Genomic DNA, 25160 nt, shown 5'->3' with positions numbered 1-25160 from the left:
TCACGTGTCTAGTCTAGCGGGTTTTCCGCAATTTCAACAGTCCCCGATTGACATGAGCTGCCCAGAGTGGGCCTTCGTAGATAAATGCAGAATAACCCTGCACTAGATTGGCGCCCGCATCCAGACGGTCGGCGACGTCCTGAGCAGTGGTAACGCCACCTACCGAGATAAGAGCCAGTTGGTCGCCTACCTCAGCTTTCAGCAGACGGAGAACCTCAAGTGAACGCTTCTTGAGGGGCTCGCCCGAGAGTCCACCCGCGCCAATTTCCTCAACCTTAGCTTGAGGGCTAACCAGGCCCAGCCCTTCACGAGCAATCGTGGTGTTCGTGGCAATAATGCCATCTAGCCCCAGACGCAGAGCCATCGCGGCAACGTCCTTAATATCTTCATCGGCCAGATCAGGAGCAATCTTCACGACCAGGGGCACGCGGCGCCCCTGCACAACGCGGTCGGCTTCAGCACGTACAGCCTCAAGTAGAGGTTCAAGAGTCTCAATCGCCTGAAGGTCACGCAGACCCGGAGTATTCGGTGAGCTGACATTCACAGCCAGATAGTCAGCCTGGGGCGCAAGCACCCGAGTGCTCACCAAGTAGTCCTCGATGGCGTCCTTAAGGGCTACCACCTTGGTTTTACCGATATTGACACCAATGACGGGGCGTACCTTACCCCGATATTCGGCTTCAAGGTCCGCGCGGGCGGCAGCAACACGGGGCCCAGCTGCTGCCGCACCATCGTTATTGAAGCCCATGCGATTAATAATGGCCTTGTCATCTACCAGACGGAAAAGACGGGGCTGGGGGTTGCCCGGCTGAGCCTGGCCGGTAATCGTACCGATTTCAATGTGCCCAAAGCCCAGGTTACCTAGCGCCGGAATCGCTTTACCGCCCTTATCAAAACCAGCGGCAACACCGAAAGGCGAGGGGAAGGTCAGGCCCATGACCTCGGTAGCCAGTGACGGGTGCGGCGCAAAGTAACGGCCCCCCAGGCGAGAAATACCGGTGCGGCGAAGGGTCTGCACCCCCCACATGCCCACATGGTGCGCCTTCTCGGCGTCCATGGGTTTGAAGAAGAGTTTGAACAGGGTTGGGTAGATCCGCATATCGGACCCCTTTCAGCCGCGGCTTTCGCCTAGTATGGGAGGAAACTTAGGGTTGAGTCACCTTATCAACGGCCCCGCCGTAGCGGCGGTCGCGGAGGGCATATTCTTCTACCGCCTGCCACAGTACCGTACGGTCAACATCGGGCCAGAGCACGTTCATAAAGACCATCTCGGCATAGGCACTTTGCCAGAGAAGGAAGTTAGAGAAACGCTGTTCACCAGAGGTTCGGAGGAAAAGATCAACGTCGGGCAGGTCAGGCTCGTCGAGGTATTTCTGGAAGATTTTTTCGTTGACGTGCTTGGGCTTGAGGCGCCCGGCTGCGACGTCCTCCGCAATCAGGGCTGCGGCGTCCGCAATTTCTGCCCTACCACCGTAGTTGACGCACATGGTCAAGGTACACAGGGTGTTGTGCCTAGTTTCTTCTTCGCACTTTTCGAGCAGCTTGATAACCGACTTCCAGAGCTTGGGCCGACGGCCAGCCCAGCGGATGCGAACCCCCCAGCTCTTGAGGGTCTCTAGCTGACGTTCTAGAACCTCAGAGGAGAACCGCATGAGGAAGGCGACCTCGTCGGGGCTACGACGCCAGTTCTCGGTTGAAAAAGCGTAGGCAGAAACATAGGGAATACCCATTTCGATAGCACCAGCCACCACATCGAGCAGGGCTGCTTCACCGGCTCGGTGGCCCTCATTGCGGGGTAGGCCGCGTTCATTCGCCCAGCGTCCATTGCCGTCCATCACCACGGCCACGTGCTGGGGCACGAACTTGCTCGGAATCGCAGGAGCTACGGCGCCGCTGGGGTGGCTGTAGGGCTTCACCGGTGTCATCTACTAGATTTCCTTCTCTAGGGTGGTCAGAGTTTTGAGCGGCCGCTCAAGCTGCCACTGCACATAGTCCATGATATGCCGTTCTGCCCGCTGCCGGAGCGCGGGCGGGTGCTCGCTCAAAATGCCGGGCCAGTCGCCGGTGGCCAGAGCCGCTAAATAGGCAGGTTCTTCAGGAGCCAGTGGGCTGAGCTGAGGGAAGTCCCCGGTACGCGCGCACCCGGTACACAGCACCCCCAGGGAGGGGGAAAAATAGGTGAGGTCATCCAGGCTACCGCAGGCGGCACAGGCGCCAATGGCCATGCTCCAGCCCGCCCTGTGCAGGGCTCGTAGCAGGTAGGAGTCAAGGACGCGGTGGGGCGGGTAGGTGCCCCGCGCTAGGGCTGAGAGGGCGCCGGCTAATAGCGTGAACTGCTCCTCTAGGCGCTCTTGTTCGTGGTTGAGCAGTTGTTCTGCCACCTCGGCTAAGACAGCTGCGACCGTGTAACGGGTGTAGTCGTTGATAATCGGCCCCAAATAGGCGCGGCGGGTAACAACCTGAGAAATCGTAGCGAGTTTTTTACCGGGGGCAGCCGAAATATCGACCAGCATGAAGGGCTCGAGCCGGGCACCAATCTTTGAGCTACTCTTGCGCACTCCCCTGGCTACTGCGTGCAGAATCCCCCGCTGCCGGGTAGCAAGGATGATAATGCGATCGTGCTCCCCCAAATCTTGGGTGCGTAAAACAATAGCGCTATCACGAATGGTCTTAGTCGTAGATAGCGCTGAAGTCACGTCTTTATTCTCCCACATTCAGTGTGCCAGGTCTCTACCCTGACCTGTTATACGGGGCACTGTCAGAAGATGGGCCGTACCGGAAGTCCCGGTACGGCCCACGCTTATGCTCTACTCAGCAGAGTCACGCAGTGCGCGGTTCACCGCTGAAATCATAGCCTTGAGTGAGGCACGAGTGGTCGAGCTGTCGATACCGACACCCCACAGCACCCGGTTCCCCACCGCTGCCTCAATGTATGAGGCCGCCTGGGCGCTCGCCGCAGAAGCCAGGGTGTGCTCCGAGTAGTCGAGCACGCGGACGTCCACGCCCTCCTTGGCCAAAATCGACTGTAGCGCCTCGATAGGGCCGCTACCCTGACCCACTCGGTTGTAGGTATGACCAGCAATATTCAGGCCAACCCGCATAGTGGTCTCGCCGTGCTCCTCAGAGTCAATAGAGAGCGATTCAATGCGGTACTTACCCCAGCGGGCTTCCGCCTCCCTGCTCGGCAGGTACTCATCGGCAAAAATATCCCACAGGGCCTTGCTCTCAACCTCGCCACCCTGGGCATCGGTCTGAGCCTGCACAATAGCAGAGAACTCCTGCTGAGCGCGCTTGGGCAAATCGAGCCCAAAGTCCTTCTTGAGCAGGTAAGCCACCCCGCCCTTGCCCGACTGGGAGTTCACACGAATCACAGCCTCGTAGGTACGGCCCAGATCCTTGGGATCAATGGGCAGGTAAGGAACAGCCCATACTAAATCATCGACGCTCTTACCCTGCTCAGCAGCGTCCTTCTCCATACGCTCGAAGCCCTTCTTGATGGCGTCCTGGTGTGAGCCTGAGAAGGCGGTGAAGACCAGGTCGCCACCGTAGGGGGAACGCTCATGAACGGATAGCTGGTTGCAGTACTCAACGGTTCTGCGAATCTCGTCGATGTCGGAGAAATCAATTTCGGGGTCGATACCCTGGGTGTACATGTTCAGGCCCAGGGTAATCAGGTCAACGTTACCGGTGCGCTCGCCATTGCCAAAGAGACAGCCCTCGATACGGTCTGCACCGGCCAGGTAGCCCAGCTCAGCTGCAGCCACACCGGTGCCCCGGTCGTTGTGGGGATGCAGGGAGAGGATGACGTGCTCCCGGTTGGTCAGGTTGCGGCTGACCCACTCTACAGAGTCGGCATACACGTTCGGGGTAGCCATTTCGACAGTGGCCGGGAGGTTGATAATAACCTCGTTGCCCTCGCCAATACCCAGCTCATCGGTCACAGCATTGCAGACCCGCACCGCGTATTCCAGCTCGGTACCGGTGAAGGACTCCGGTGAGTACTCGTAGGTAATCTTGGTGTCGCCAGCCAGCTGTTCTTCGTACTTCTTACAGAGACGGGCTCCGGTGAGGGCGATATCCAAGATACCGTCCTGGTCCTGGTTGAAAACCACACGACGCTGCAGCACAGAGGTGGAGTTGTAGAAGTGGACGATAGCCTTGGGAGCCCCGTCGATAGCCTCAAAAGTCTTCTGAATCAGGTGCTCACGGCACTGCACCAGCACCTGAATGGTGACGTCATTGGGAATATGACCCTCTTCGATGAGGGTGCGCACGAAGTTAAAATCGGTGGCTGAAGCTGAGGGGAAGCCAACCTCGATTTCCTTGTAGCCCATCTTGACCAAGAGCTTGAACATGGCCAGCTTGCGCTCGGTGTCCATGGGGTCAATCAGGGCCTGATTGCCGTCACGCAGGTCAACAGCGCACCAGCGGGGGGCCTTGGTCATGGTCTTATTAGGCCAGGTGCGGTCGGGCAAAGAAACCTGAATCTGCTGGTCAAATGGCACGTACTTGTGCACGGGCATGGGTGAGGGCTTCTGAAAGTTTTTCATCGTAATGACCTTAGATGTTGAGATCGGTGAGGAAGGGGTATCGTCCCGGGTAGCACTGACCCGTATCGAAGCTACACCCGGGGCGCTTCGATACGGCAGATAAGGAGTACCAGTGTCATCTCACTCATACTGTCACGGTACCACGCAGAGACGGGCGGCGGCAGAACCTGCCACCGCCCGTCCACTATTTGGAACCGCTGTGGGTGCTTAGTAGCTGAAAGACTGCTGGCAGGTCACCTGATCGGCGGTCTGGCCGGTAGCACCCGCTGCAATCTCAGATTGGGGGGCTTCAATGGTGTCGCTCTCAGCCAGGTCTGATCCCAGAACAACGGCAATTCCCACGTACTGGTCCGAGGGAGTCAGGGAGGTTATACCGAAGAGATCGGCAATAGCCTGAGCTTCGGCCTCATAACCGTAGGGGTAGTAAATTGCCGACTCGGTGTAGACCGCATCGGTGGTGGTGGTTGTCACCGAGGTGAAGCCAGCCTGCTCAATCTTGGGAGCCAGTTCTTCAGCACGGTCCTCAACACCGGTGGCATCGGTAACGCTCACACCCAGCGAATAGGTCAGTTCAGCAGCCGGGGCGGACGATTCACTCGCGCTAGCAGAGGCAGTGGCAGCAGGCTCGACGAGGGATTCATCATTTTGAAGCTTCGTAAAGAAAGCTTCTGAATCGGCCGATAGCTGGAGCTTATTTGCATCGTAGATATAGGGTTCGTTGGGGACGGTTGCAAAGACAACCTTGCTCAGATCAACCTTGGCAAAGATAGTTCCGATGCTCACCAGGTTACCCAGGTTAGTTAGTTCCTTATCGATAGTGACATTCTGGGTAATAGCCTCAGCAATGTTGAGCAGCATTGCCGGGTTGGTGAGAGTGCCCTCAGCCTGGACCTTCCGGAGCAGGGAGGCAAGGAAGCTCTGCTGGGCCTGGATACGGGCGGTGTCGCTACCGTCGCCAAAGCCATGGCGAGAACGTAGGAAGGCCAGTGCCTGTTCGCCCTCAACGCTTGAAGTGCCGGCGGGGAGCTTGAGCCCGCTGTAGGTGTCGTCAATCGGCTCGGTCACACAGACCTCAACGCCGCCCACGACACTCGACAGAGCCTTAACGGCGTTAAAATCTACCAGCATAAAGTGGTCAATAGCTATGCCGGTGAGGTTGCTAATCGTGGCTACGGTACAGCCGGGGCCACCGCGTTCGAGGGATTCATTAATCTGGGTTTCGGTGGTAGCCGGGTAGACCTCACCTGTTTCGGCATCCGTGCACTTAGGAATATCGACCATCAGGTCGCGAGGGAAAGATATGACGTTGACGTTAGAACGGTCTTCGCTCACCTGAACCAGCATCATCACATCGGAGCGCGCCCCGGAGGCGGCGTCCTCAGCTGTGCCGTAGGCGCCATTGCTACCCGCACGGGTATCGGAGCCAATCACGAGAATGTCGAGTGGGCCACTGGCAAGGTTCGACGAGAGCTCACCAATGTTTATCTCGGCGGTCTGTACGTTGCTGCGCAAACGCACCAGGGCAAAACCGCTAAAAGCAACCACCATAGCGAGAAGGGCAACGCACGAGAGCGCTATCCACTTGACCCGCTGGGACTTAAGCGGTTGGTTGCTCATATGACGCCCCAAGGGCGTAACAACTCGCTGCGGGGGCTGACCCTGTGGCGCCATAAAAGGTATCTCCGATTCGTCTACGGTACGGGGGTGACCGATTTTCTTCAGCCCAGCTTAGGGGGTAAGGCTGGGAGGAAACTCCTGGTCAGAGGAGAAAACTTAGAAGCCCAGCTTGCCCAGAGCACGGGGGTCGCGCTGCCAGTCCTTGGCAACCTTCACGTGAATGGAGAGGAAGACCTTGGTGCCGAGCAGAGCCTCGATGTTCTTACGGGCAGTTTGACCGATTTCTTTCAGGCGAGCTCCCCGCTTACCGATAATAATTCCTTTTTGGGAGTCGCGCTCCACAAAGAGATTCACGTGAATATCGAGTAGGGGGTTCTCCTTGCTACGGCCCTCGCGCAGTTCCATTTCTTCAACGGTGACGGCTACCGAGTGGGGCAGTTCGTCCTGCACGCCTTCCAGAGCCGCTTCTCGCACCAGCTCAGCTACCAGGGTGGCCTCAGGCTCGTCGGTCAGCTCGCCGGTGGGGTACAGAGGGGGTGAGTCAGGCAGGTAGGAAGAAAGGAGCTTCGCGACCTCTTCTACCTGGTAGTCCTTGACCGCAGAAACCGGGATGATATCTGCCCAGCCGCCACGGCCGTCATTAACGGGAGCAGGCGCAGCCTTACCCTTCTCACGGGTAGCGGCCGGGCCGCTACCCTTACGGAAGGGAAGCTCCTCCCCTTTCTTCTTGCGTTCCTGACGTTCGCGGCGCTGCTGGCGGGCAGCCCGCTCAGCGCTCATAATCTCATCGCCCAGCGCCGAAACGGCAAGAAGCTGCTCGGTCAGCTGCTCATGGCCCACCTTATCGGCCTTGGTGACGATAGCGACGATGGGCTTGTTGCCCGAGGCAGCCAGCTGCTGCGCAATGTAGCGGTCCCCGGGGCCGATTTTTTCGTCGGCAGGAATGCAGAAACCAATGACGTCGACCTCAGAGAGAGTCTGAGCCACCATGTCGTTCAGACGCTCACCCAGCAGGGTACGGGGGCGGTGCAGGCCGGGAGTATCAACCAGCACCAGCTGGAAGTCCTCACGGTGCACAATACCGCGGATGGTGTGGCGGGTAGTCTGCGGGCGGTTGGAGGTAATAGCGACCTTCTGCCCGACCAGCGCATTGGTGAGGGTTGACTTACCGGCGTTGGGGCGGCCTACCAGAACGGCAAAGCCCGCAGTGTAGTCGTCGGGGAAGGAAGCAAACTCCATGCAGATACTCCAATGATGGGATTAAGTAATGTCTTGGCTTTACTTTACAGGGTGTTGCGACGCAGGGTCCGCCCAAACAGAGAGCGTGCCAATCTTATTGCGGCGCCCACGAGAACCAATAGCCTTAATGTGAATACCCTCAACAACAACTTCGCTGCCGATAATCGGTACCCGACCCAGGTGTTTAGCTAGCAGACCGCCGACCGTATCGACGTCCTCATCATCAAGTTCTAGGCCGAAGAGCTCGCCCAGCTCCCAGATGCTCAGGCGGGAACTAATCTTGAAGGTGCCGTCCTCTTGCAGAGTAATTTCAGGCTTCTCGTTGTCGTACTCGTCAGAGATATCGCCGACCAGTTCTTCAATGAGATCTTCTAGGGTTACAAGACCGGCGGTTCCGCCGTACTCATCAACGACCACAGCGACGTGGGTAGATTCACGCTGCATTTCCTTGAGCAGATCCATCACGCGCTTGGATTCTGGCTCATAGCGGACCGGGCGCATCAAAGAGGTAATACCCAGGCTTGTAAGGTCTGCCCCTGCCTCGCGTGAGGCGGCCAGGGCGTCCTTGAGGTAGAGCATGCCACGCACATCGTCAAAGGACTCCCCCAGTACCGGCACGCGGGAGTAGCCCGACCGCAGGAAGAGGGAGATAGCGTCGTCCAGGCTTTCGGTCACGTCAACCGTCACCATATCGGCACGCGGCACCATAATTGAGCGGATGCGGGTCTCATCGAGTTCAAAGATGGACTGAACCATCTCTGCCTCGTCGTCTTCGATAGCCTCAGAAGAACTTGCGCGGTCAACGAACTCAAGAATCTCATCTTCAGTGAAAATGCCGGTCACCTGCTCGGAGTCCTTAGGGCTGACCTTGCGGGACAGGGCGGTGAGAGCGGACGAGAAGGGACGGGTGAGCACGCCCAGCCCGTAAACTACCCCGGCCATCGCCGAGAAGACCTGGGTGTGCTTGGTGCGGCCCACCAGGCGGGGGGCAACCCCGAAGAAGGCAAAGACCACAACGGTCATGACCAGCAGGGTGACCAGGACACTCACCCAGGTGCGGCTGAAAAGGTCGTGGACCAGCAGGAAGAAACAGACGACCGAAGACACCTCAGCCAGAACCCGCCAGATACGCAGGGACCGGAAGTAGGGCTCGGGGTCAGTGAGAATAGCCCGAATGCTCTTGTTCTCGGGCTCCTCCCCCAGGCGCTGGGCCTCAGAGCGGGGCAGGTAGGTGTAGGACGACTCAACGGCGGTGAGCAGGTAGCCCACTAATACTAAGAGTAGGACGGCACAGGCCAGCAAAGCAGAAGAAAGCACCGGTTAGTGCCTCGTCTCTACAGGTGCCGGGCGCCCCAGAAACTCTTCAAGAATGGTGCGCTGAATACCGAACATTTCAGCCTCTTCTTCCGCCGTGGCATGGTCATAGCCCAGGCAGTGCAGGATGCCGTGGGTGGTGAGTAGGCAGAGCTCATCGAGGGTGCTGTGGCCGGCGTCCGCCCCCTGACGGGCGGCAACGGGCGGGCACAGGACAATATCACCGAGGACGCCGGTGGCCGGCTGGTCGTCGGTGCCGGGGGTGAGCTCGTCCATGGGGAAGCTCATCACGTCGGTGGGGCCGGGCAGGTCCATCCAATCGATGTGGATGCGCTCCATTTCGCTTTCGCCCACAATAGCGATAGACAGCTCAGTCTCAGGCGAGACCTTCATATGGGCAAAGGCATGGGCTACAAGCTTCTCCAGCACACCGGTATCAACAGCCTCAAAAGACTCACGCACAAAGTCGCTCGCCTCTGCGCCGGGCTCTTCAATATCAAACTCAATATTCACAGGGCTAGGCCTTCTCTTCGGGGGTTACATCAATACCTGACTGCTGCAGCAGCTTTTCGGCCGCAGCCTCAATGGTCTGGCGCTTGACCTTGCGATTGCGGCGGTGCTCCATCGAGGTCTTGGCATCGTCCCACTTATCGTAGGCACTTACAATATCCGAGACCAGGGAGTGGCGTACCACGTCCTCAGCCTGCAGAACCGCGAAATGGATATCGTCAATACCCTCAAGAATCTGACGAATCTGCTTCAGACCTGAGGCCTGACCACCGGGCAGGTCCACCTGGGTGACGTCACCGGTAATCACCATCTTCGACCCAAAGCCCAAACGGGTCAGGAACATCTTCATCTGCTCCACCGTAGTGTTCTGCGCTTCGTCCAAAATAATAAAAGCGTCGTTCAGGGTACGACCGCGCATATAGGCCAGGGGCGCCACCTCAATGGTCCCGGCCTCCATCAGGCGGGGAATGGTCTCGGGGTCCATCATGTCGTGCAGCGCATCGTAGAGCGGGCGTAGATAGGGGTCAATCTTCTCGTTCAACGACCCGGGTAGGAAGCCTAGGCGCTCGCCAGCTTCAACAGCGGGGCGGGTCAGAATGATGCGGTTGACTTCCTTTGACTGGAGGGCCTGTACCGCCTTGGCCATGGCCAGGTAGGTCTTACCGGTACCTGCCGGGCCGATGCCAAAGACCACGGTGTTGGCATCGATAGCATCGACATAGGACTTCTGATTAATGGTCTTCGGGCGAATATTCTTGCCCCGGGAGCTCAGAATATTCTGGCTAATCGCGGTAGCTGGGTGGGAGAGGCTGGCGGTCATCATGCCCATGATGCGCTTGACCACCTCGCCGGTGACCTGGGTGTCGTTCTCTACCAAAATGGTGAGTTCAGCCAGCAGACGGACGGTGGTGGCTACGGTTTCTGAGGGGCCGGTAACGATGACGTCTAGCCCCTTGGGGCGAATGGTGAGCCCGGGGAAAGCCTGCTCAATCAGGGTGATATTTCCGTCGTGGGGACCAAGCACCGCGACCATCTCTTCGGTTGACCGGAAGGAGAAGGCGCGGGCAACAGAGAGGGGGCGGCTGCTAGCCGTAGATGAGGTAGTCATAGATGCCCGTGCGGGCTGTCAGAGCTCCTTGAAATACAAAGCGTACACGGTAGTTCTTACTTTACCTGTAGCAGAACGGGGTTTACCAGCGTCCTAGCGCAACGTTGAGGGCAGAAATAGCGGCTGCACCGGCGGTAGAACTGCGGAGGATTTCTGGGCCAAGCAGTACCGTGTGGGCCCCGGCTTCTGCGAGCAGGTCGAGTTCTCGGGGGCTGATACCGCCTTCGGGGCCCACGATGAAGTAGACCTCTTTCACCCGATCGGTCAGGTGCCGCTCAAGTGCTTGGGTGAGACGGTAGTCTGCCTGCTCGTGGAGAACCAGGAAGAGGCCGTCCTCCCCCAGCTCGTGGGCAAGGTCGGCTAAATCTGCGGTTGAGTGCTGCTCGTAGACCGGGGGAAGCAGGGCCCGGCGGGACTGCTTAGCTGCTGCCCGCACCGTATTCTGCCACTTTGCCCGTGCTTTGACGGCCCGCTCCATCTTCCAGCGCACAATAGACCGGTCGGCGCTCCAGGGCACAATACCGTGGGCACCCAGCTCGGTGGCCATCTCAATGGCCTGGATATCCCTATCCCCCTTAGCCAGGGCCTGCACAAGGTATATCTCTACCCCCACCGTATCTTCGGTGAGCTCGAGGACCTCAAGCACGGGGCCGTCCTGACCCAGCTCAGTAACCCGGGTGATAGCGCGGTTGCCCTCACCGTCTACTACGTCGAGCCCTTCCCCGAGCTCCGGACGTTTAACGAGGGCGTGGTGCCCCTCGTCGCCGGTCAGGTGCAGGGTGGCACCTGGCGTCAGGGCAGCCAGCTCGTCAGGTTCGATGTAGTAGACAGCGTTGCTCATGGGATCGTCCTATTTGAGGTGGTCTTTGAGGCGGGAGAAGAAGCCGCCCTGCTTATGGGTGACGGTTTCGCTAACCTGCAGGTCTTCGCCGCGAAGCTCGGAGAACTGCTTGAGCAGGTTCTTCTGCTCCTCGGTGAGGTCGGTGGGGGTACGTACCTCAATCTGCACACGGATATCGCCGCGGCCGCCGCCGCGCAGGTGGGTGACGCCCAGGTCCTTGAGAGTGACCACGTCACCTGACTGGGTTCCGGTGGGAATCTGCACCTTCTGGGGGCCGTCAAAGGTTTCCAGGGTAATAGTGGTGCCCAGGGCGGCGGCGGTCATGGGCACACCAACGGTGGCAACCAGGTCATCGCCGTCGCGGCTGAAGGTGGGGTCGGGGTTGACGCGCAGCTCAACGTAGAGGTCGCCGTTGGGGCCGCCTGCGGTACCGGCTTCACCCTGGCCTGCCAGGCGGATGCGGGCGCCATTGGTGACGCCGGCGGGAATTTTGATGGTGAGGGGCTTGCGTTCCCGCACGCGGCCTTCGCCGTAGCATTCAGCGCAGGGGTGCTTGATGACGGTGCCGAACCCGCGGCAGGTGGGGCACTCAACGGGCTGCACGACGGTGCCCAGAATTGACTGGACCTGGCGCTGCATGTAGCCCTGGCCGTGGCAGGTGTCGCAGGTTTCGGGGTGGGTGCCCTCGGCGGTTCCTTCGCCCTTGCAGAGGTCACAGGTAACGGCGGTATCAACGGTGATGGGCTTGTTGGTGCCGAAGACGGCATCTTTGAGGTCGATCTTGACGTTGATGAGGGCGTCCTGGCCCTGGCGGACGCGGCTCTGGGGGCCGCGCGGGGCAGAGTTGAAGAAGGTATCGAAGATATCTTGGAAGCCGCCAAAGCCCCCGCCGAAGCCGCCTGCTCCTGCACCGAAGCCACCGGCGGTGCCGTTTTCGTTGCCGGTCTGGTCGTAGATGCGGCGCTTTTCGGGGTCAGAGAGCACATCGTGGGCGAGGGAGACGCGCTTGAACTCCTCGGCAGCTTCTTCCGAAGGGTTGATGTCGGGGTGCAACTGGCGGGCCTTCTTACGGTAGGCCTTCTTGATTTCTTCGGGGCTGGCATCGCGTGAGACGCCGAGGGTTTCGTAGTGACTGCTCACTGGTTCTCTCTTTCGATGGGCTGGTTTAAAGGGGGTAGGCGCAGGGCTAGGCCTGGCCCAAAATCTTGGATAGGTAGCGGGCTACGGCGTTGACCTTGGAGACGGTGCTGGTGTAGTCCATGCGGGTGGGGCCAACGACTCCCACGTGGGCAGCTCCCCCGGGCCCGTAGCTACTGGCGACGACCGAGGTTTCGGCCAGGGATTCGCTGCGGTTCTCAGAGCCGATACTCACGGCAAATCCGCGTTCATCGTGGTCTAGGTCGGTGAGTAGTTTGAGCAGCACAACCTGCTCTTCTAGGGCATCGAGCACCGGGGCGATGCTACCTCTAAAGTCTACGGTCGAGGCGGCAAGGTAGGAGGTGCCCGCAATCAGCACCTGAGAAGAGGCACCCTGGGCGGCGAGTAGGTGCAGGGCCTCGGTGAGGGGGCTGAGCAGGTTATTGCCGGGGGCGGACGCCGGTGCTGCGGCTATGCTGTCGAGCGTACGGTTGGCGTAGAGGTCAAGGAGCTGCTGGCGGGCTACTGCAAGCTCTTCGGGGCTGTGGGCAAGGGTGAGGGTGCGCTGGTTAACCTGGCCGGAGTCGGTAATAAGAATCAGCAGAACCGTGGTGCTGGAGAGGGAGACCAGCTCGATATGGCGCACGCTGGTAGCCGGGCCGGTGGGGTACTGCACCATAGCTACCTGGTGGGTGAGCGATGAGAGTAGACGCACGCTGGTCTTCATCATCTCATCAACGCTTTCGGCGCTATCGAGAAGGGTTCGAATCGCCCGTTTTTCAGCGTCAGAGAGAGGCTGTAGGGACGATATCTGGTCAACGAAAAGGCGGTAGCCCCGGTCGGTGGGCACCCGCCCGGCACTGGCGTGGGGGGCCTGGATCAGGCCCTGCTCTTCGAGGGCCGCCATATCGTTACGCACGGTGGCGCTGGAAACCCCCAGCTGATGCCGCTCAAGCAGGGTTTTAGACCCCACGGGCTCACGGGTGTGCACGTATTCTTCGACGATGGCTTGCAGAACTTGCAAGCGTCTCGGGTGGTTCACGGCACCTCCTGGGCTCATAGGTCTTCGCCTGGTGGGCGAAGAGGTCTGCGGGGCTAGGTTAGCACTTGATGACCTTGAGTGCTAAGTTACCCGTTAACTCTAATACCACTGAACTAGAATCAGAACTCGGTACGCTGACGGCTAATGCCCCTGGATGAGAGAGTGAGAGACACACCGATGGACTACCGCGATACCTGGGGTCAGGCTGACCTCACCTCCCACCGTCCTGCCCTGCCCAAGGTACCTCTTGCCCCCGGCATGGTGCTAGAGGACGCCGCCACCGGCTTTGTGGGGGCGGCAGTGACCCTGCGGGCTACGGCGTCCGGCCCTCAAGTGGGGCTCGAAGACCGGCGGGGCCGTATCAAGTTCTTCCCCCTGGGCCCGGGTTTTTTGCTTGAGGGCCGCAGCATTGATCTAACCAAACCTCAACAGAAACCTAAGACCGCTACACGGCAGGTTTCTCGGTCGGGGTCGGTTGCGGTGGAGAACGCTCCAGCACGGACGGCCAGGTCCAGCCGTATCTGGGTGGAGGGCGTACACGATGCCGAGCTCATTGAAAAGGTCTGGGGCCACGACCTACGGGTTGAGGGTATTGTGGTGGAACCCCTGCACGGGGTAGACGATCTCGCCGCAGCAGTTGCAGGTTTTGGCCCGGCCTCCCACCGCAAACTCGGAATTCTGGTAGACCACCTGGTGGCAGGAAGTAAGGAAGAGCGCATCACGCAAGAGGCCATGGCCGTGGCCGGTGCCCGCGATAACGTGCTGATTGTGGGCCACCCATTTGTGGATATCTGGCAGGCCGTCAAGCCCCAGGTATTGGGCTTACAGGCCTGGCCCGAAGTTCCCCGCGGGGAAGACTGGAAGACCGGCATACTGCGGCGTTTCGGCCGAGCGGCAGAGACCCCCGAGGACGTCCGCGCCGGCTGGGATTCCATTCTCAAGAGGGTCAATTCCTACACCGACCTTGAGCCAAGTCTCTTAGGGCCGGTAGAACACCTCATTGACTTCGTCACCCTTGACGGGGCCGCAGGCTAAAGCGGGTACAGGCGGTGTGACAAATATCGTCCTGCTCCCCCATAAATTCGTAGGCTTCACATATACCGCCCTCCCCTAGCTTTGACTAAAATTGTGTTTGATGGGCTCACAGCCCGCACATCACTCATTCGCCCTTTCAACCTCAAAGAGAAGAATTCTTGAAGACCGCATCAGCACCTTCCTCGACCGCCTACAAGGGGTCACCTGCAACCGCTGCACACCTGTCTGTTAGCGCAGACCGAAATATCGCAACCGCTGCACACTTTGGGGGCGTGCTAGGTTGTATTCCCGCGGCCGTCATCTACTACCTCTACCGAGGCCGCGGCCCCTTCACCGAGCAGGAATCCCGTGAAGCTCTCGACTTCACCCTGCTGCCCACCCTGGTTCTGGCTGTCTCTATTATGCTCAGCAACATTCCGGCTATCGGCTGGCTCTTCGGCCTCATCGCTGCCCTGGCCTGGACCTACCTGGCTATCTCAGCTCTGATTGCCGGTATTAAGGTAACCCGCGGCAACCCCTACCAGTACAAGGGCAATACCCGTCTTTTCAGCAAGCTCACTCGCCGCGGTAAGTAGGCACCCGGGCTGCTAGAACATGAAGGGGGCGGTCTGACTCAGCTGAGTCAGACCGCCCCCTTTAGTTTCCCCTGGCAGGGCAAGAGAAGTTAGCTGTCAATATCGGGGAGGAGCTCCCTGGTCACCGCGTCGCCCAGTAGGCGCCCCTGGAGGGTGAGCTGCACGCGTCCGCCCGCTCTCGCCTCGGCGTCAATCAAACCCTGCCCCTCAAGCCAGCTCAGGGACGCCTCGATTCGGGCAGCATCGCCACCCTCCAGCAGGCGGGAAATATCTAGGCCGTCAATGACCCTGACCTGTAGCATGATGTCCTCAAACCTACGGGTCTGCTCCCCCAAAACCTCGCGGGCAGCAGCCGGGCTTTGACCAGCCCGGACTCGGTTGGCATAGGGTACCGGGTGTTTGAGGTTCCACCAGCGGGTACCATTCACATGCGAGTGGGCGCCGGGGCCAATTCCCCACCAGTCCTGGTTGCGCCAGTAGGCATAGTTATGGCGGGAACGGTACTCCGGTGACTTGGCGTAGTTCGACACCTCATACCAGTGGTAGCCGGCCTCATTGAAGATCTGCTCAGCCAGCAGGTACATATCCGCCATGAGGTCCTCGTCGGGCATGGTGTAATCGCCCCGCCGAATCTGGGCAGCCAGCTTGGTACCCTCTTCAACGATGAGCGAATAGGCAGAAATATGGTCAGGGGCATACGATACCGCAGCCCGCACTGACTGCTCCCACTGGGCCAGGCTCTCCCCCGGCGACCCGTAAATCAAATCAACCGACACCTGAAGCCCAACCTCTTTAGCCCAGGCGAGCACCTTGGGAACATTCGCCGGAGTGTGGGTACGATCAAGCACCTCAAGCACCTCAGGTACCACCGACTGCATACCGAAGGACACCCGGGTAAAGCCACCGGCCTTCAGCGTCTCAAGATCCTCGCGGGTCACCGAGTCGGGGTTGGCCTCGGTCGTTACCTCAGCACCCTCTTCTACACCAAACAGCTCAACCGCTTCGCGCAGAATCTTCACAAGGTCAGTTGCAGGCAGCTTGGTGGGGGTGCCCCCGCCAAAAAAGACAGAGTAGAGCGGACGGTCAGCGACACCCGACTCGCGCAAAACCTGCCGGGCAAAGCGCAACTCGGCGATGGCGTCCTCGGCATAGGTACCCAAACCCACCCCGTTGCCGAAATCCTCGGTGGCGTAGGTATTGAAGTCGCAGTAGCCGCACCGTACCGAGCAAAAGGGCACGTGCACGTAGAGAGAAAAATCGCGCTCAACGCCGAGGACGGCAGAATCAGCGGGGATTCTGCCGTCCAAAGGGGCTGGAGCGCCCAGGGGCTGGGCTGGCATTACTTCTTGCCCTTGTCCTTACCTTCTTCACCGGAAGACAGGGCAGCGATGAAGGCTTCCTGGGGAACCTCAACACGGCCCACCATCTTCATACGCTTCTTACCTTCCTTCTGCTTCTCCAGCAGCTTACGCTTACGCGAAATATCGCCACCGTAGCACTTAGAGAGAACGTCCTTACGCATAGCGCGAATATTCTCACGGGCAATAATGCGAGAGCCAATAGCAGCCTGAATCGGCACCTCGAACTGCTGACGAGGAATCAGTTCACGCAGCTTGCCGGTCATCATCACGCCGTAGGAATAGGCCTTATCGCGGTGGGTAATAGCTGAGAAAGCGTCAACCTTCTCACCCTGCAGCAGAATATCGACCTTGACCAGATCGGCTTCTTCCTCACCGTCAAACTTCCAGTCCAGAGAAGCATAACCGCGGGTCTTGGACTTGAGCTGGTCGAAGAAGTCAAAGACAATTTCGGCCAGGGGCAGGCGGTAGCGCAGTTCCACGCGATCCTGGGAAAGGTAGTCCATGCCGCCCATGGTGCCGCGGCGGGACTGGCACAGCTCCATAATCGCGCCCACAAACTCGTTCGGGGCAATGATGGTGCAAGCTACCATCGGTTCGCGAATGGTAGCGACCTTACCCTCGGGGAACTCGGAGGGGTTAGTCACGCGCTGGGCGGTGCCGTCCTCAGCCACCACATCGTAGATAACGTTGGGGGCAGTAGAAATCAGGTCGAGGTTGAACTCGCGTTCCAGACGCTCACGCACAATTTCAAGGTGAAGCAGGCCCAGGAAGCCACAGCGGAAACCAAAGCCTAGAGCCGCAGAGGTCTCAGGCTCGTAAATCAGGGCGGCGTCGTTGAGCTGCAGCTTATCGAGGGCGTCACGCAGGGCCGGGTAGTCAGAGCCGTCAATCGGGAAGAGACCAGAGAAAACCATGGGCTTGGGGTCTTCGTAGCCACCCAGCTCTTCTGCGGCAGGCTTGTGGGCACCGGTAACGGTATCACCCACGCGGGACAGGCGGACGTCCTTCACACCGGTAATCAGGTAGCCCACCTCGCCCACGCCCAGGCCGTCGGTCGGCTTGGGCTCGGGAGAAATCACACCGATTTCCAGCAGGTCGTGCTCGGCGCCGGTAGACATCATCTTAATCTTCTGGCGGGGTTCCAGTTTGCCGTCCACCACACGAACATAGGTGACCACACCGCGGTAGGAGTCGTAGACAGAGTCAAAAATCATGGCGCGAGCGGGGGCATCAGCCTGACCCTCGGGCGCGGGCAGTAGCTCAACGATGCGGTCCAGCAGCTCGGGTACACCCTCACCGGTCTTACCCGAAACCCGCAGCACATCCTCAGGCTCAACACCAATCAGGTTAGCCAGCTCCTCGGCATACTTATCGGGCTGGGCTGCCGGAAGGTCAATCTTATTGAGCACCGGAATAATGGTCAGGTCATTTTCCATAGCCAGGTAGAGGTTAGCCAGGGTCTGAGCCTCAATACCCTGAGCAGCATCCACCAGCAGCAGGGCACCCTCACACGCAGCCAGAGAACGAGAGACCTCGTAGGTGAAGTCCACGTGACCGGGGGTGTCAATCATATTCAGGGCATAGTTGACGCCGTCCACCTCCCAGGGCATACGAACAGCCTGGGACTTAATAGTGATACCGCGCTCACGCTCGATATCCATGCGGTCAAGGTACTGGGCCTTCATCTCGCGCGGAGTAACCACGCCGGTGGCCTGCAGCATGCGGTCAGCCAGGGTGGACTTACCGTGGTCAATATGCGCAATGATGCAGAAGTTACGGATAACGGAAGGGTCAGTGGCCGCCGGTTTGGGCGGGTTGGTCGCCAAGGGTGACACGTGTGTTGGGTCCTTTCACGACTCTCAGAAAGCTCATGGGAGCCTACCGGGTCTCTGACGGTAGAAATCAGTTAACCAGTTTCTCACATTTAGCCGGTGCGTGTCTGCTCGCGCGCCGATGAGCAGCGATTATTGTAGTGACCATGAAGATCAACATGCGAACTATCCAGCAGGCACTGAACATCGGCCAGCGCATCTACCGGGAATGGAACAAGTACCAGAACCAGAAGAATAAGCAGCAGGGCACCGGCACCCGCCCCTCTAGCGGTGGGAGCCAGGCAGGCACGCGCACCCAGCAGCGCCCGGACGCCGGCAACGGCAATTTTGGTACGTTCGGCCCCGGCGGTAGCCAGCAGGTATCTGCCGGCCAGCCCACCGGAAGCTGGGAACAGGGCGGCTACCCCGGCGACTACTTCGGCTCGGTAGCCTTTGACTACTCCCCCGCTCTCGACGGCGACGCCGATCCCGGCGAAGTCGTCTGGGCCTGGGTCCCCTTCGAAGAGGACTACAGCCAGGGCAAGGACCGCCCTGTCCTAGTCATCGGACGCTCCGGTTCCTACCTTCTAGGGCTAATGCTCACCAGCAAGGACCACTCCAACTCCCGCACCGTCGACCCCAACTACCTGGACATTGGTACAGGCGTATGGGATAAGGAAGGGCGCGACTCCGAAGTCAAACTCAACCGTGTCATCCAGCTCAACCCGAACGGTATCCGCCGTGAAGGAGCCATCATGGACCGGGCAACCTTCGACTTCATCGCCGAGGCCTACCGCCGTCGCTAAGAAAATTGTTGCTTATATCTCTGCCCTAAGCTGGGGCGGAGCTGATAAAGTTAACCCTTGTGTGTCCGATGGTCATCGGGCACTGCTGACTGGTTGCCATAGGCATCCCCACGCCGCTCAGTCGATGACCGGTCAGCGCAGCCCTCACCGACCAATTAGACAAAAACAGAAAGTTTTTAATCGTGGCTAACATCAAGTCCCAGAAGAAGCGCATCCTCACCAACGAGAAGGCTCGTCTGCGCAACAACGCAATCAAGTCAGATCTCAAGACCTCCATCCGTAAGGTCAACGAGGCAGTTGAAGCTCAGAACGTTGAAGCAGCAACTGAAGCTCTTCGTGTTGCGAACCGCAAGCTGGACAAGGCTGTTTCTAAGGGTGTTCTGCACAAGAAGAACGCAGCTAACAAGAAGTCCGGTCTGACCGTTCTCGTCAACAAGCTTTCCTAAGTTCTATATTCCGGCCCCTCTAGCCGGCGTCTAAGAGCGAAGTGACGCAAGGCCCCGCTCCCTTTCATGGGAGCGGGGCCTTGTGCTTTCTTGCCCTGTCGCTAGTGGGTGCGGGAGGCCTGGGAAATAGCCAGGACGGCTTTTTCTAGGGGGTAGAAAGAGTCAAGATTCTCGCCCTTGAGCTGGGCATCGGTATCGGCCAGCAGGGCAAGGACGCGAGCCAGGTCGGCAGGCGCATACCTGCGGGAATCCCGCTGGGCAGCTTCTACCTGCCAGGGAGCCATCTTAAGGTCGCCCGCCAACTGGTTGGAGTTGCCGCGCACCCCGTGCACTTTGGCAATGTTGCGCATGCGGGCAGCCAGGGCACCCAGGATGGGGATAGGATCGCTTCCGGTATCGATCGCCTGGCGGAGCAGTTTAATGGCTTCCCTGCTGTTGCCAGCTACCGCAGCATCGCCCACCTTAAAGGCGGTGACCTCGGTACGGCCGCCAAAGTAGCGGTCGATGGTGTCTACAGTGATGGTACCCGGCTCATCTGCAATGAGCTGGCGGGCAGCCGAGGCTAGTTCTGAGATATCACTGGTTGCTGCCGCGAGAGCTGCCGCTGCGGGCGGGTCAATAGAGCGCTGGGCTGAGCGGAACTCGTAAATGACGAAATCCAGCCGGTCGCGTTCATTCTTAAGGGCCTTACACTCGACCACCGGGTAGGACTTATTGGCCTTGATGGTATCAATGAGCTTTTTGCCCCTGTTACCGCCTGCGTGGTGCAGTATCACCAGGGTGGAGTCGTGGGGCGCAGCGGCATAGGCAAGAGCGTCCTGCAGGAAGGCGTCGCTCATGGAGGCCACCTGGGTGACCTCAATGATTTTGGGTTCGTCGAAAAGGGAGGGGCTGGCAAGGACGTCTAGCTGCCCGGCCCGGTAATCTTTGGCCGAGAGACTGGTGAGTTCGTAGCTGCCGTGGGCCTCTTCAAAGAGCTGGCGGAGCCGCTGGGTGGCCCGGGAGGCAAAGTATTCTTCGGGGCCGTAGAGCAAAACGAGCGGAGCAAGCGGAACCGATCGCCAGCCGTTATCTGGACCAGCTGAGCGGGTGCGGGGTGTGCGTGCCATGTATCCTCCTTGGGTGCCTTTCTATCTTGTCAGATAAAGCGCTTTTGTGCAGGTTTAGCCCGAGGCGGTCACCTCAATCCCCCGGTCACTGGTGGTCAGCGCCAGATGCCCCGAAAGGTCAGTGCGGGCAGCGGGGATAGAACGTCGGTTCAGGAAGCTGAGAATACTCTCATGCGGGTGCCCATAACTGTTGCCTGCTCCCACAGGGATGAGCGCTAGGGAAGGGCTGGCTGCGATGATCAGGTCGGTGCCGCTGCCCGCCGAGCCGTGGTGGGCTATTTTAAGGACGTCGGCAGGCACCTGCCCCGCCGATTCGGCAAGAAGTCGGTGGGCGGCGTCCGCTTCAAGATCCCCCGTGGTGAGCACGGTCAGCGGCCTCTGGCCGGTCTCCCTGGCAGGCAGGGACCAGTGGATGACGAGGGAGGTGTTGTTAATCCAGCTAGAGGAGCCGGTTGCGCCGGGGATCCTCTGGGCCTGGGCCGGGGGCCAGAGCACCCGGCCCAGGGGTTGACCGGCTGCCTCGTGCTGCCCTGCGGTAACAGACTCTGAGGGGAAAGCCGAGCCCGTAGAAAGCCGATAGGCAGCTGTTCCTTGCGTGACCGGGGTCTGCTGCCCCTGTCTGCTGTAATGGGGTGACGTCACCAGCGTCGGCTGGGCGAAGTCATTTTGAACCTGTTGTAGTGCCCCATCGTGGTCGCTATGGGCGTGGGTTATGAGCACAGCTTCCAGCTGGTCTACCCCGGCCCAGTCGAGGCAGGACTTGAGGGCCGAGTAATCGTCGCCGGTATCAAGAAGGTAGGCCGATCGCTGGCCGGTACGGATCAGATGAGCATCTCCTTGGCCTACATCGCAGGTAATCCACTGCCAGTGGGCAGGGGCTCGGTGTGCAGCCGGCCAACGGTCGTGCAGCAGGAATACCGCTAGACCTATCACGAGCACTATGAGGGCAAGATCGACCAGGCTTTTGTTTCTCCTGCGGTTCATGGTCTGCCCCCTAGCAGTCGAGGCAAGCGAGCTGCGGGCAGGGTGTTGAGAGACCTGTCCGCTGAGAGAATCAGCCAGCTGATACCCACAACGGCCAGCAGGGTCAACCCGAGAGTAAGAGGTGAAAGCGCAAGAGGTAGCTGGCTTGCAGGTAGCTTGTAGCACCAGGCAGCAACCTCTAGTAGCCCCTGGGTAAGAAAGCCACCGAGGTTCATGAGGGCATCGAGCAGGGGTTGGGCTAGCCCCAGGGCGTAGCCGATGAGGGCAAGTAACCCCAGCACGGTAATGGGCGCTACCAAAGGGGCGGCTAGAAGATTAGTTACGACCGTATAGGGGTAGATGGACTCAGAAAGTATCAGGATCACCGGCGCGCACCAGAGGCTAGCTGCACAGGGTAGGGCTACCAGATCAGCAAGCAGAAGGGGCAGCCCCCTGCTGAGGAGACGCGAGAGAGCCGGTGCCAGTATCAGGAGGGAAGCTGTAGCCACGACCGAGAGAATAAAGCCGTAGTGGGTGGCAAGGGGTGGCGCTGCCAGAAGAAGAGCCATCACGCAGGTCGAGAGGAAAGCCAGACGATAGGCTCCGTGGCCAAGAATCAGACCTAGAGCTCCCAGCAGCCCCATTACCCAGGCTCTGAGTACAGAACCGTCAAGCCCTACCAGCACGACGTAGGCCGATGACGCGGCCACTCCGACTGCTATGAGGGCAGGGCGCCGGGGCCACAACGGGTAGAGCAGACGGTAGGCGACGACAAAAATCAGGGTAATGTTAGCCCCCGAAACAGCTGTCAGGTGTGTTAGACCGGCCACCCGCAAAGATGAAAGAGCCGGTGCAGGCAGCGAAGAATCATCGCCGTAGGCCATACCCAGGAGCAGGCCAGCCCGTTCGGCGCCCAGATGGTCCACTGCCCTATCGCGCAACCCGCTCTTAAGTTCGAAGAGAGGGGCTACAGAAGCCGGGTGCTCCAGCAGGCTCACAGCTCCCTGCAAACGGTAGTAGGTTCCGCTGACCTTCAACTCCCCCACCGCGCTGACAGTGCTCCCCGGAATAAAAAGTTTATCTGTATAGACGCTGAGCGGTACCCGCTGGCTCCAGGTCCTTGAAGCCTGCCTTATCTCCACGGTTTCTACCTGCAACCTATACCCACCCGTCGGAGCAGGCCGGGCCTCAGTTACTTCAGCCGTCACTCGTATTCCCTGCCCGTTCAGAGCCTGCATCAGCTCCCACTGTTGAGGGTAACCCCGGGCGTGAAGGGCAACAGTCTGTAAGGCAGCGAGCAGGCAGGTTAGCGCCAGGGTATGCGACACAAACACCGGTACCTGGGTCAGTGGACCTTTCGCCTTCGCAATACTTTTCCGAACTAAAATCTGGGCGCCGCACCAGGAGCCCAGAGCAAGACAAGCGAGCAGGGCCCCAGCCCAGAGCGCCCACCGGGCCCCGGCAAGAATCCACAGAGCAGTAAAACACCAGAGCCCCACAGCAGGTACCACAAGGCGGGCATCGGTCAGACGCGGTTGCACCCGCCGATGTTCGGCCCGTTCAGCCTGTGCCTGCTGCCAGCTCCGCCCAGCAGCCAGTACCCTTTTCATACTGTCACCAGCGGGCGGAGAGCTTCAAGAGTAGCTGGCCCAATGCCCGAAACCTGGTCCAGCTCATCCACCGAGCTGAAACCTCCGTACTGCTCCCGCCAGCTAATAATCGATGCAGCTAGCACCGGGCCGACCTTCGGCAGGGTCTGAAGCTCTTCGGCGCTTGCCGTATTGATATTCACTAGCCCGGCGGCGTCCGCACCCCGGTCTGTACCGGGAAACGTGCCAGCCGACCCGTTAGTGGCCTCGGCGCCACCCGCCGAACTAGGTGGTGCCTCGCCCTGCACCGGAATATAGACCTGGCTCCCGTCGCTGGCAGGGGCTGCCAGGTTAATCACCGACGTATCAGCATCGTCCCTAAGCCCACCGGCAGCTGTGACCGCATCGTTTACCCGGCTCCCAGAACCTAGCTCGTAGACTCCCGGGGTCTGCACCGCACCGGCAACATGAACCACCACAGGCGCACCTCCCCCATGAGCGGCAACTGAAGTAGCGTCCGCCCCGGTGCTCACCCCCTGCCCTGCCTCATCACCAGGCACCGGGCTACCCCCATCAGCCTGCACCGTGGCTTCCCCAGAAGGGGCCACAGGAACCGCCGACACAGACGAGCCGCCACCAGAAAACACCACAGGCCACAGAGCAACAAGACCCAAGACAAGAGCAAGAATCACCAAAGCACCCGTAGGCACCCGCCACCGGGTCACCGAAGCCTGCGGACCAAGACCGGGAGCCTCCGAACCGGAAGACGCCAAAGCATGCTCAAGAAGCACCCGATGGCGGGGACTCCGGGAGGCGCTCGCAGGAGCAGAGCCGTGGCGCCTGCTGCGCAAGAGATAATCGGTCTGACTCGGCTGCTCTGAATCGACATCGGCAGGTTCAACCGAAACAGACGGTAGGGTATCAGCGGGGTACCTAGAGTTCTGAGACATGGCCCCAGGCTAAAAGCTTCCGAGCGGCTAGGCCAAGGCCGACGGCACCTGTGGATAAACCCCCTCCCACCAGCCTGCGGAAATTAGCCCCAGAAACCTCGCAGGTGGTGCACCAGAGTCACAAGATGACGCGACTCAGGCCCCTATCCACAGGGTCTCTGCACCGTCTTGAACATAACTCTAGAAAATAACGGCTGCCAGGGCCCCTAAGCCCGCATGGGCAGAGAGCACCGGGGGCAGGGGCGTCAGCACCGCCCCAGAGGCGATAGACCCCAGGGTCTGCTGAAACTCCCGCGCCTGCTCCTCATTACCGCTGTAATGGATGGCAACCACCTGCCCCTGGCGTCTGAGCAGGTTGGCCGCTTCCCTATCCTTCAGTGGTACATCCAGGGGTAATTCACCGGCCCGCTCGGCGCTGGCCTGTTCGGTCAAAGCCGCAAGCCGTTCAATCGCCTTAGCTGTAGTGCGGGGGCGCTCAACGTAGTGCAGTTTGCCATCAAGCACGGTAGCCACAGGCCGAATCTGAAACATCTGGCCCACCATAGCTAAAGCGGGGCTGACGCGTCCGCCCCGCTTAAGAGCGTCCAGGGTAGGAATAAAGAAAAAGAGCTCGGTAGAAGCACAGAGCTCCTCGGCTACAGCGGTGGCCTGCTCTAAGTCCTGCTCTCGGGCAAGGAGGCGGTGCAGGCGGAGTACCGGCTCCCCCAGTCCCATCGCTAGATTGAGCGAGTCAACCACCGCCACCGGCACATCGACCAGCTGCGCCGCTAAACGGGCCGCATCGCAGGTACCCGACAGCTCCCCCGATAAATGAACCGAAATAATCGCAGAGTAGCCCTGGGCTGCCAGCTGCTCGTAGGCGTCCACCAGGGCACCCGGCGCAACGCCGGAGGTCAACACTTGTTCCCCCTGAACATGAGCTAAAGCGATAGCAGCGTCTATCTGATCGGTCGGTAGGTCATTCAAAGCGCGGTCGCCCACGGTGACCGGTAGCTCAACCAGACTAAACCCGCCTTCGGCCTTGAGATGTTCAAGGGTAGCGGCGGGTAGGGCAGCAGATGAGTCGGTGACCAGGGCTATAGAACGCACCTCACTACTCTACCGCCTAGCCAAGCCCTTGGAGTGACTCAGTCCATAGCAATCACTCAAAAGATAGA

23 protein-coding genes are annotated in these 25160 nt (G+C 59.7%); 4 read left to right on the top strand and 19 right to left on the bottom strand.

The annotated features are described in order from the left end of the window. Positions 1-13: 13 nt before the first annotated feature. The 12 genes from ACED88_RS07730 to hrcA form a co-directional block, all read right to left on the bottom strand. The gene (locus tag ACED88_RS07730) at positions 14-1099 is read right to left on the bottom strand and encodes a quinone-dependent dihydroorotate dehydrogenase (protein ID WP_449109251.1); all 1086 of its coding nucleotides are present in this window, start codon (positions 1097-1099) and stop codon (positions 14-16) included. Positions 1100-1145: 46 nt separating this feature from the next. Continuing rightward, positions 1146-1925, bottom strand: coding sequence for an isoprenyl transferase (locus ACED88_RS07725; RefSeq protein ID WP_449109250.1), 780 nt, complete (start codon positions 1923-1925; stop codon positions 1146-1148). 3 nt (positions 1926-1928) lie between these two features. Continuing rightward, positions 1929-2696: a DNA repair protein RecO gene (recO, locus tag ACED88_RS07720; RefSeq protein WP_237193747.1), complete on the bottom strand. Its 768-nt coding sequence runs from the start codon at positions 2694-2696 to the stop codon at positions 1929-1931. A gap of 111 nt (positions 2697-2807) precedes the next feature. Continuing rightward, positions 2808-4550, bottom strand: coding sequence for a 2-isopropylmalate synthase (leuA, locus tag ACED88_RS07715; protein WP_449106869.1), 1743 nt, complete (start codon positions 4548-4550; stop codon positions 2808-2810). Between the two features lie 207 nt (positions 4551-4757). Further along, entirely contained in the window at positions 4758-6167 is a 1410-nt protein-coding gene (locus tag ACED88_RS07710; protein WP_449106868.1) for an LCP family protein, read from the bottom strand. A gap of 156 nt (positions 6168-6323) precedes the next feature. Then, positions 6324-7406 carry a GTPase Era gene (locus ACED88_RS07705; protein WP_449106867.1) on the bottom strand — a complete coding sequence of 361 codons (1083 nt, stop codon included), beginning with the start codon at positions 7404-7406 and terminating at the stop codon, positions 6324-6326. 39 nt (positions 7407-7445) lie between these two features. Then, complete coding sequence (locus ACED88_RS07700; RefSeq protein WP_449109249.1) at positions 7446-8723, bottom strand: hemolysin family protein; 1278 nt, start codon at positions 8721-8723, stop codon at positions 7446-7448. A 3-nt stretch (positions 8724-8726) separates the two neighbouring features. Beyond that, positions 8727-9233: an rRNA maturation RNase YbeY gene (gene ybeY, locus ACED88_RS07695; protein WP_237206621.1), complete on the bottom strand. Its 507-nt coding sequence runs from the start codon at positions 9231-9233 to the stop codon at positions 8727-8729. Between the two features lie 4 nt (positions 9234-9237). Then, complete coding sequence (locus tag ACED88_RS07690) at positions 9238-10338, bottom strand: PhoH family protein (protein WP_449109248.1); 1101 nt, start codon at positions 10336-10338, stop codon at positions 9238-9240. A gap of 82 nt (positions 10339-10420) precedes the next feature. Continuing rightward, positions 10421-11179, bottom strand: a complete 759-nt coding sequence (locus ACED88_RS07685; protein ID WP_377129379.1) for a 16S rRNA (uracil(1498)-N(3))-methyltransferase — start codon at positions 11177-11179, stop codon at positions 10421-10423. Positions 11180-11188: 9 nt separating this feature from the next. Continuing rightward, on the bottom strand, positions 11189-12319 hold the full coding sequence (dnaJ, locus tag ACED88_RS07680; protein WP_449109247.1) for a molecular chaperone DnaJ: 1131 nt from the start codon (positions 12317-12319) through the stop codon (positions 11189-11191). A gap of 46 nt (positions 12320-12365) precedes the next feature. Further along, positions 12366-13358 (bottom strand): heat-inducible transcriptional repressor HrcA, encoded by a 993-nt coding sequence (gene hrcA / locus ACED88_RS07675; RefSeq protein ID WP_237237280.1) that lies wholly within the window; start codon positions 13356-13358, stop codon positions 12366-12368. Positions 13359-13535: 177 nt separating this feature from the next. Here hrcA and ACED88_RS07670 point away from each other — a divergent pair, with 177 nt between their 5' ends. Continuing rightward, entirely contained in the window at positions 13536-14393 is an 858-nt protein-coding gene (locus ACED88_RS07670) for a DUF3097 family protein (RefSeq protein ID WP_449109255.1), read from the top strand. Positions 14394-14551: 158 nt separating this feature from the next. Further along, positions 14552-14968, top strand: coding sequence for a DUF4870 domain-containing protein (locus ACED88_RS07665; RefSeq protein ID WP_237206616.1), 417 nt, complete (start codon positions 14552-14554; stop codon positions 14966-14968). 89 nt (positions 14969-15057) lie between these two features. Here ACED88_RS07665 and hemW read toward each other — a convergent pair whose 3' ends face one another. Continuing rightward, a complete protein-coding gene (gene hemW / locus ACED88_RS07660) occupies positions 15058-16308 on the bottom strand; it encodes a radical SAM family heme chaperone HemW (RefSeq protein WP_449109246.1) in 1251 nt (416 codons plus the stop codon). Next, positions 16308-18164, bottom strand: coding sequence for a translation elongation factor 4 (gene lepA, locus ACED88_RS07655; protein ID WP_237185701.1), 1857 nt, complete (start codon positions 18162-18164; stop codon positions 16308-16310). The genes hemW and lepA overlap by 1 nt, the downstream gene beginning before the upstream one ends. A 143-nt stretch (positions 18165-18307) precedes the next feature. Here lepA and ACED88_RS07650 point away from each other — a divergent pair, with 143 nt between their 5' ends. Next, positions 18308-18946 carry a type II toxin-antitoxin system PemK/MazF family toxin gene (locus ACED88_RS07650; protein ID WP_449109245.1) on the top strand — a complete coding sequence of 213 codons (639 nt, stop codon included), beginning with the start codon at positions 18308-18310 and terminating at the stop codon, positions 18944-18946. A gap of 182 nt (positions 18947-19128) precedes the next feature. Then, positions 19129-19392 carry a 30S ribosomal protein S20 gene (gene rpsT / locus ACED88_RS07645; protein ID WP_185172890.1) on the top strand — a complete coding sequence of 88 codons (264 nt, stop codon included), beginning with the start codon at positions 19129-19131 and terminating at the stop codon, positions 19390-19392. Positions 19393-19493: 101 nt separating this feature from the next. On the opposite strand, the gene holA is transcribed toward rpsT, so the two are convergent. The 5 genes from holA to ACED88_RS07620 form a co-directional block, all read right to left on the bottom strand. Next, the gene (holA, locus tag ACED88_RS07640) at positions 19494-20501 is read right to left on the bottom strand and encodes a DNA polymerase III subunit delta (RefSeq protein WP_237206612.1); all 1008 of its coding nucleotides are present in this window, start codon (positions 20499-20501) and stop codon (positions 19494-19496) included. A 54-nt stretch (positions 20502-20555) separates the two neighbouring features. Further along, entirely contained in the window at positions 20556-21485 is a 930-nt protein-coding gene (locus ACED88_RS07635; protein ID WP_449109244.1) for a ComEC/Rec2 family competence protein, read from the bottom strand. After that, positions 21482-22702, bottom strand: coding sequence for a ComEC/Rec2 family competence protein (locus ACED88_RS07630; RefSeq protein WP_449109243.1), 1221 nt, complete (start codon positions 22700-22702; stop codon positions 21482-21484). Before ACED88_RS07630 ends, ACED88_RS07635 begins: the two co-directional genes overlap by 4 nt. A 368-nt stretch (positions 22703-23070) precedes the next feature. Beyond that, positions 23071-23613 carry a helix-hairpin-helix domain-containing protein gene (locus tag ACED88_RS07625; RefSeq protein WP_449109242.1) on the bottom strand — a complete coding sequence of 181 codons (543 nt, stop codon included), beginning with the start codon at positions 23611-23613 and terminating at the stop codon, positions 23071-23073. Positions 23614-24183: 570 nt separating this feature from the next. After that, positions 24184-25092 (bottom strand): DegV family protein, encoded by a 909-nt coding sequence (locus tag ACED88_RS07620; RefSeq protein WP_449109241.1) that lies wholly within the window; start codon positions 25090-25092, stop codon positions 24184-24186. Between the last annotated feature and the right edge of the window lie 68 nt (positions 25093-25160).

The sequence above is a fragment of the Rothia sp. 11273D007AR genome (assembly GCF_053547255.1).
This window is presented reverse-complemented; position numbering and strand designations above follow the sequence as displayed.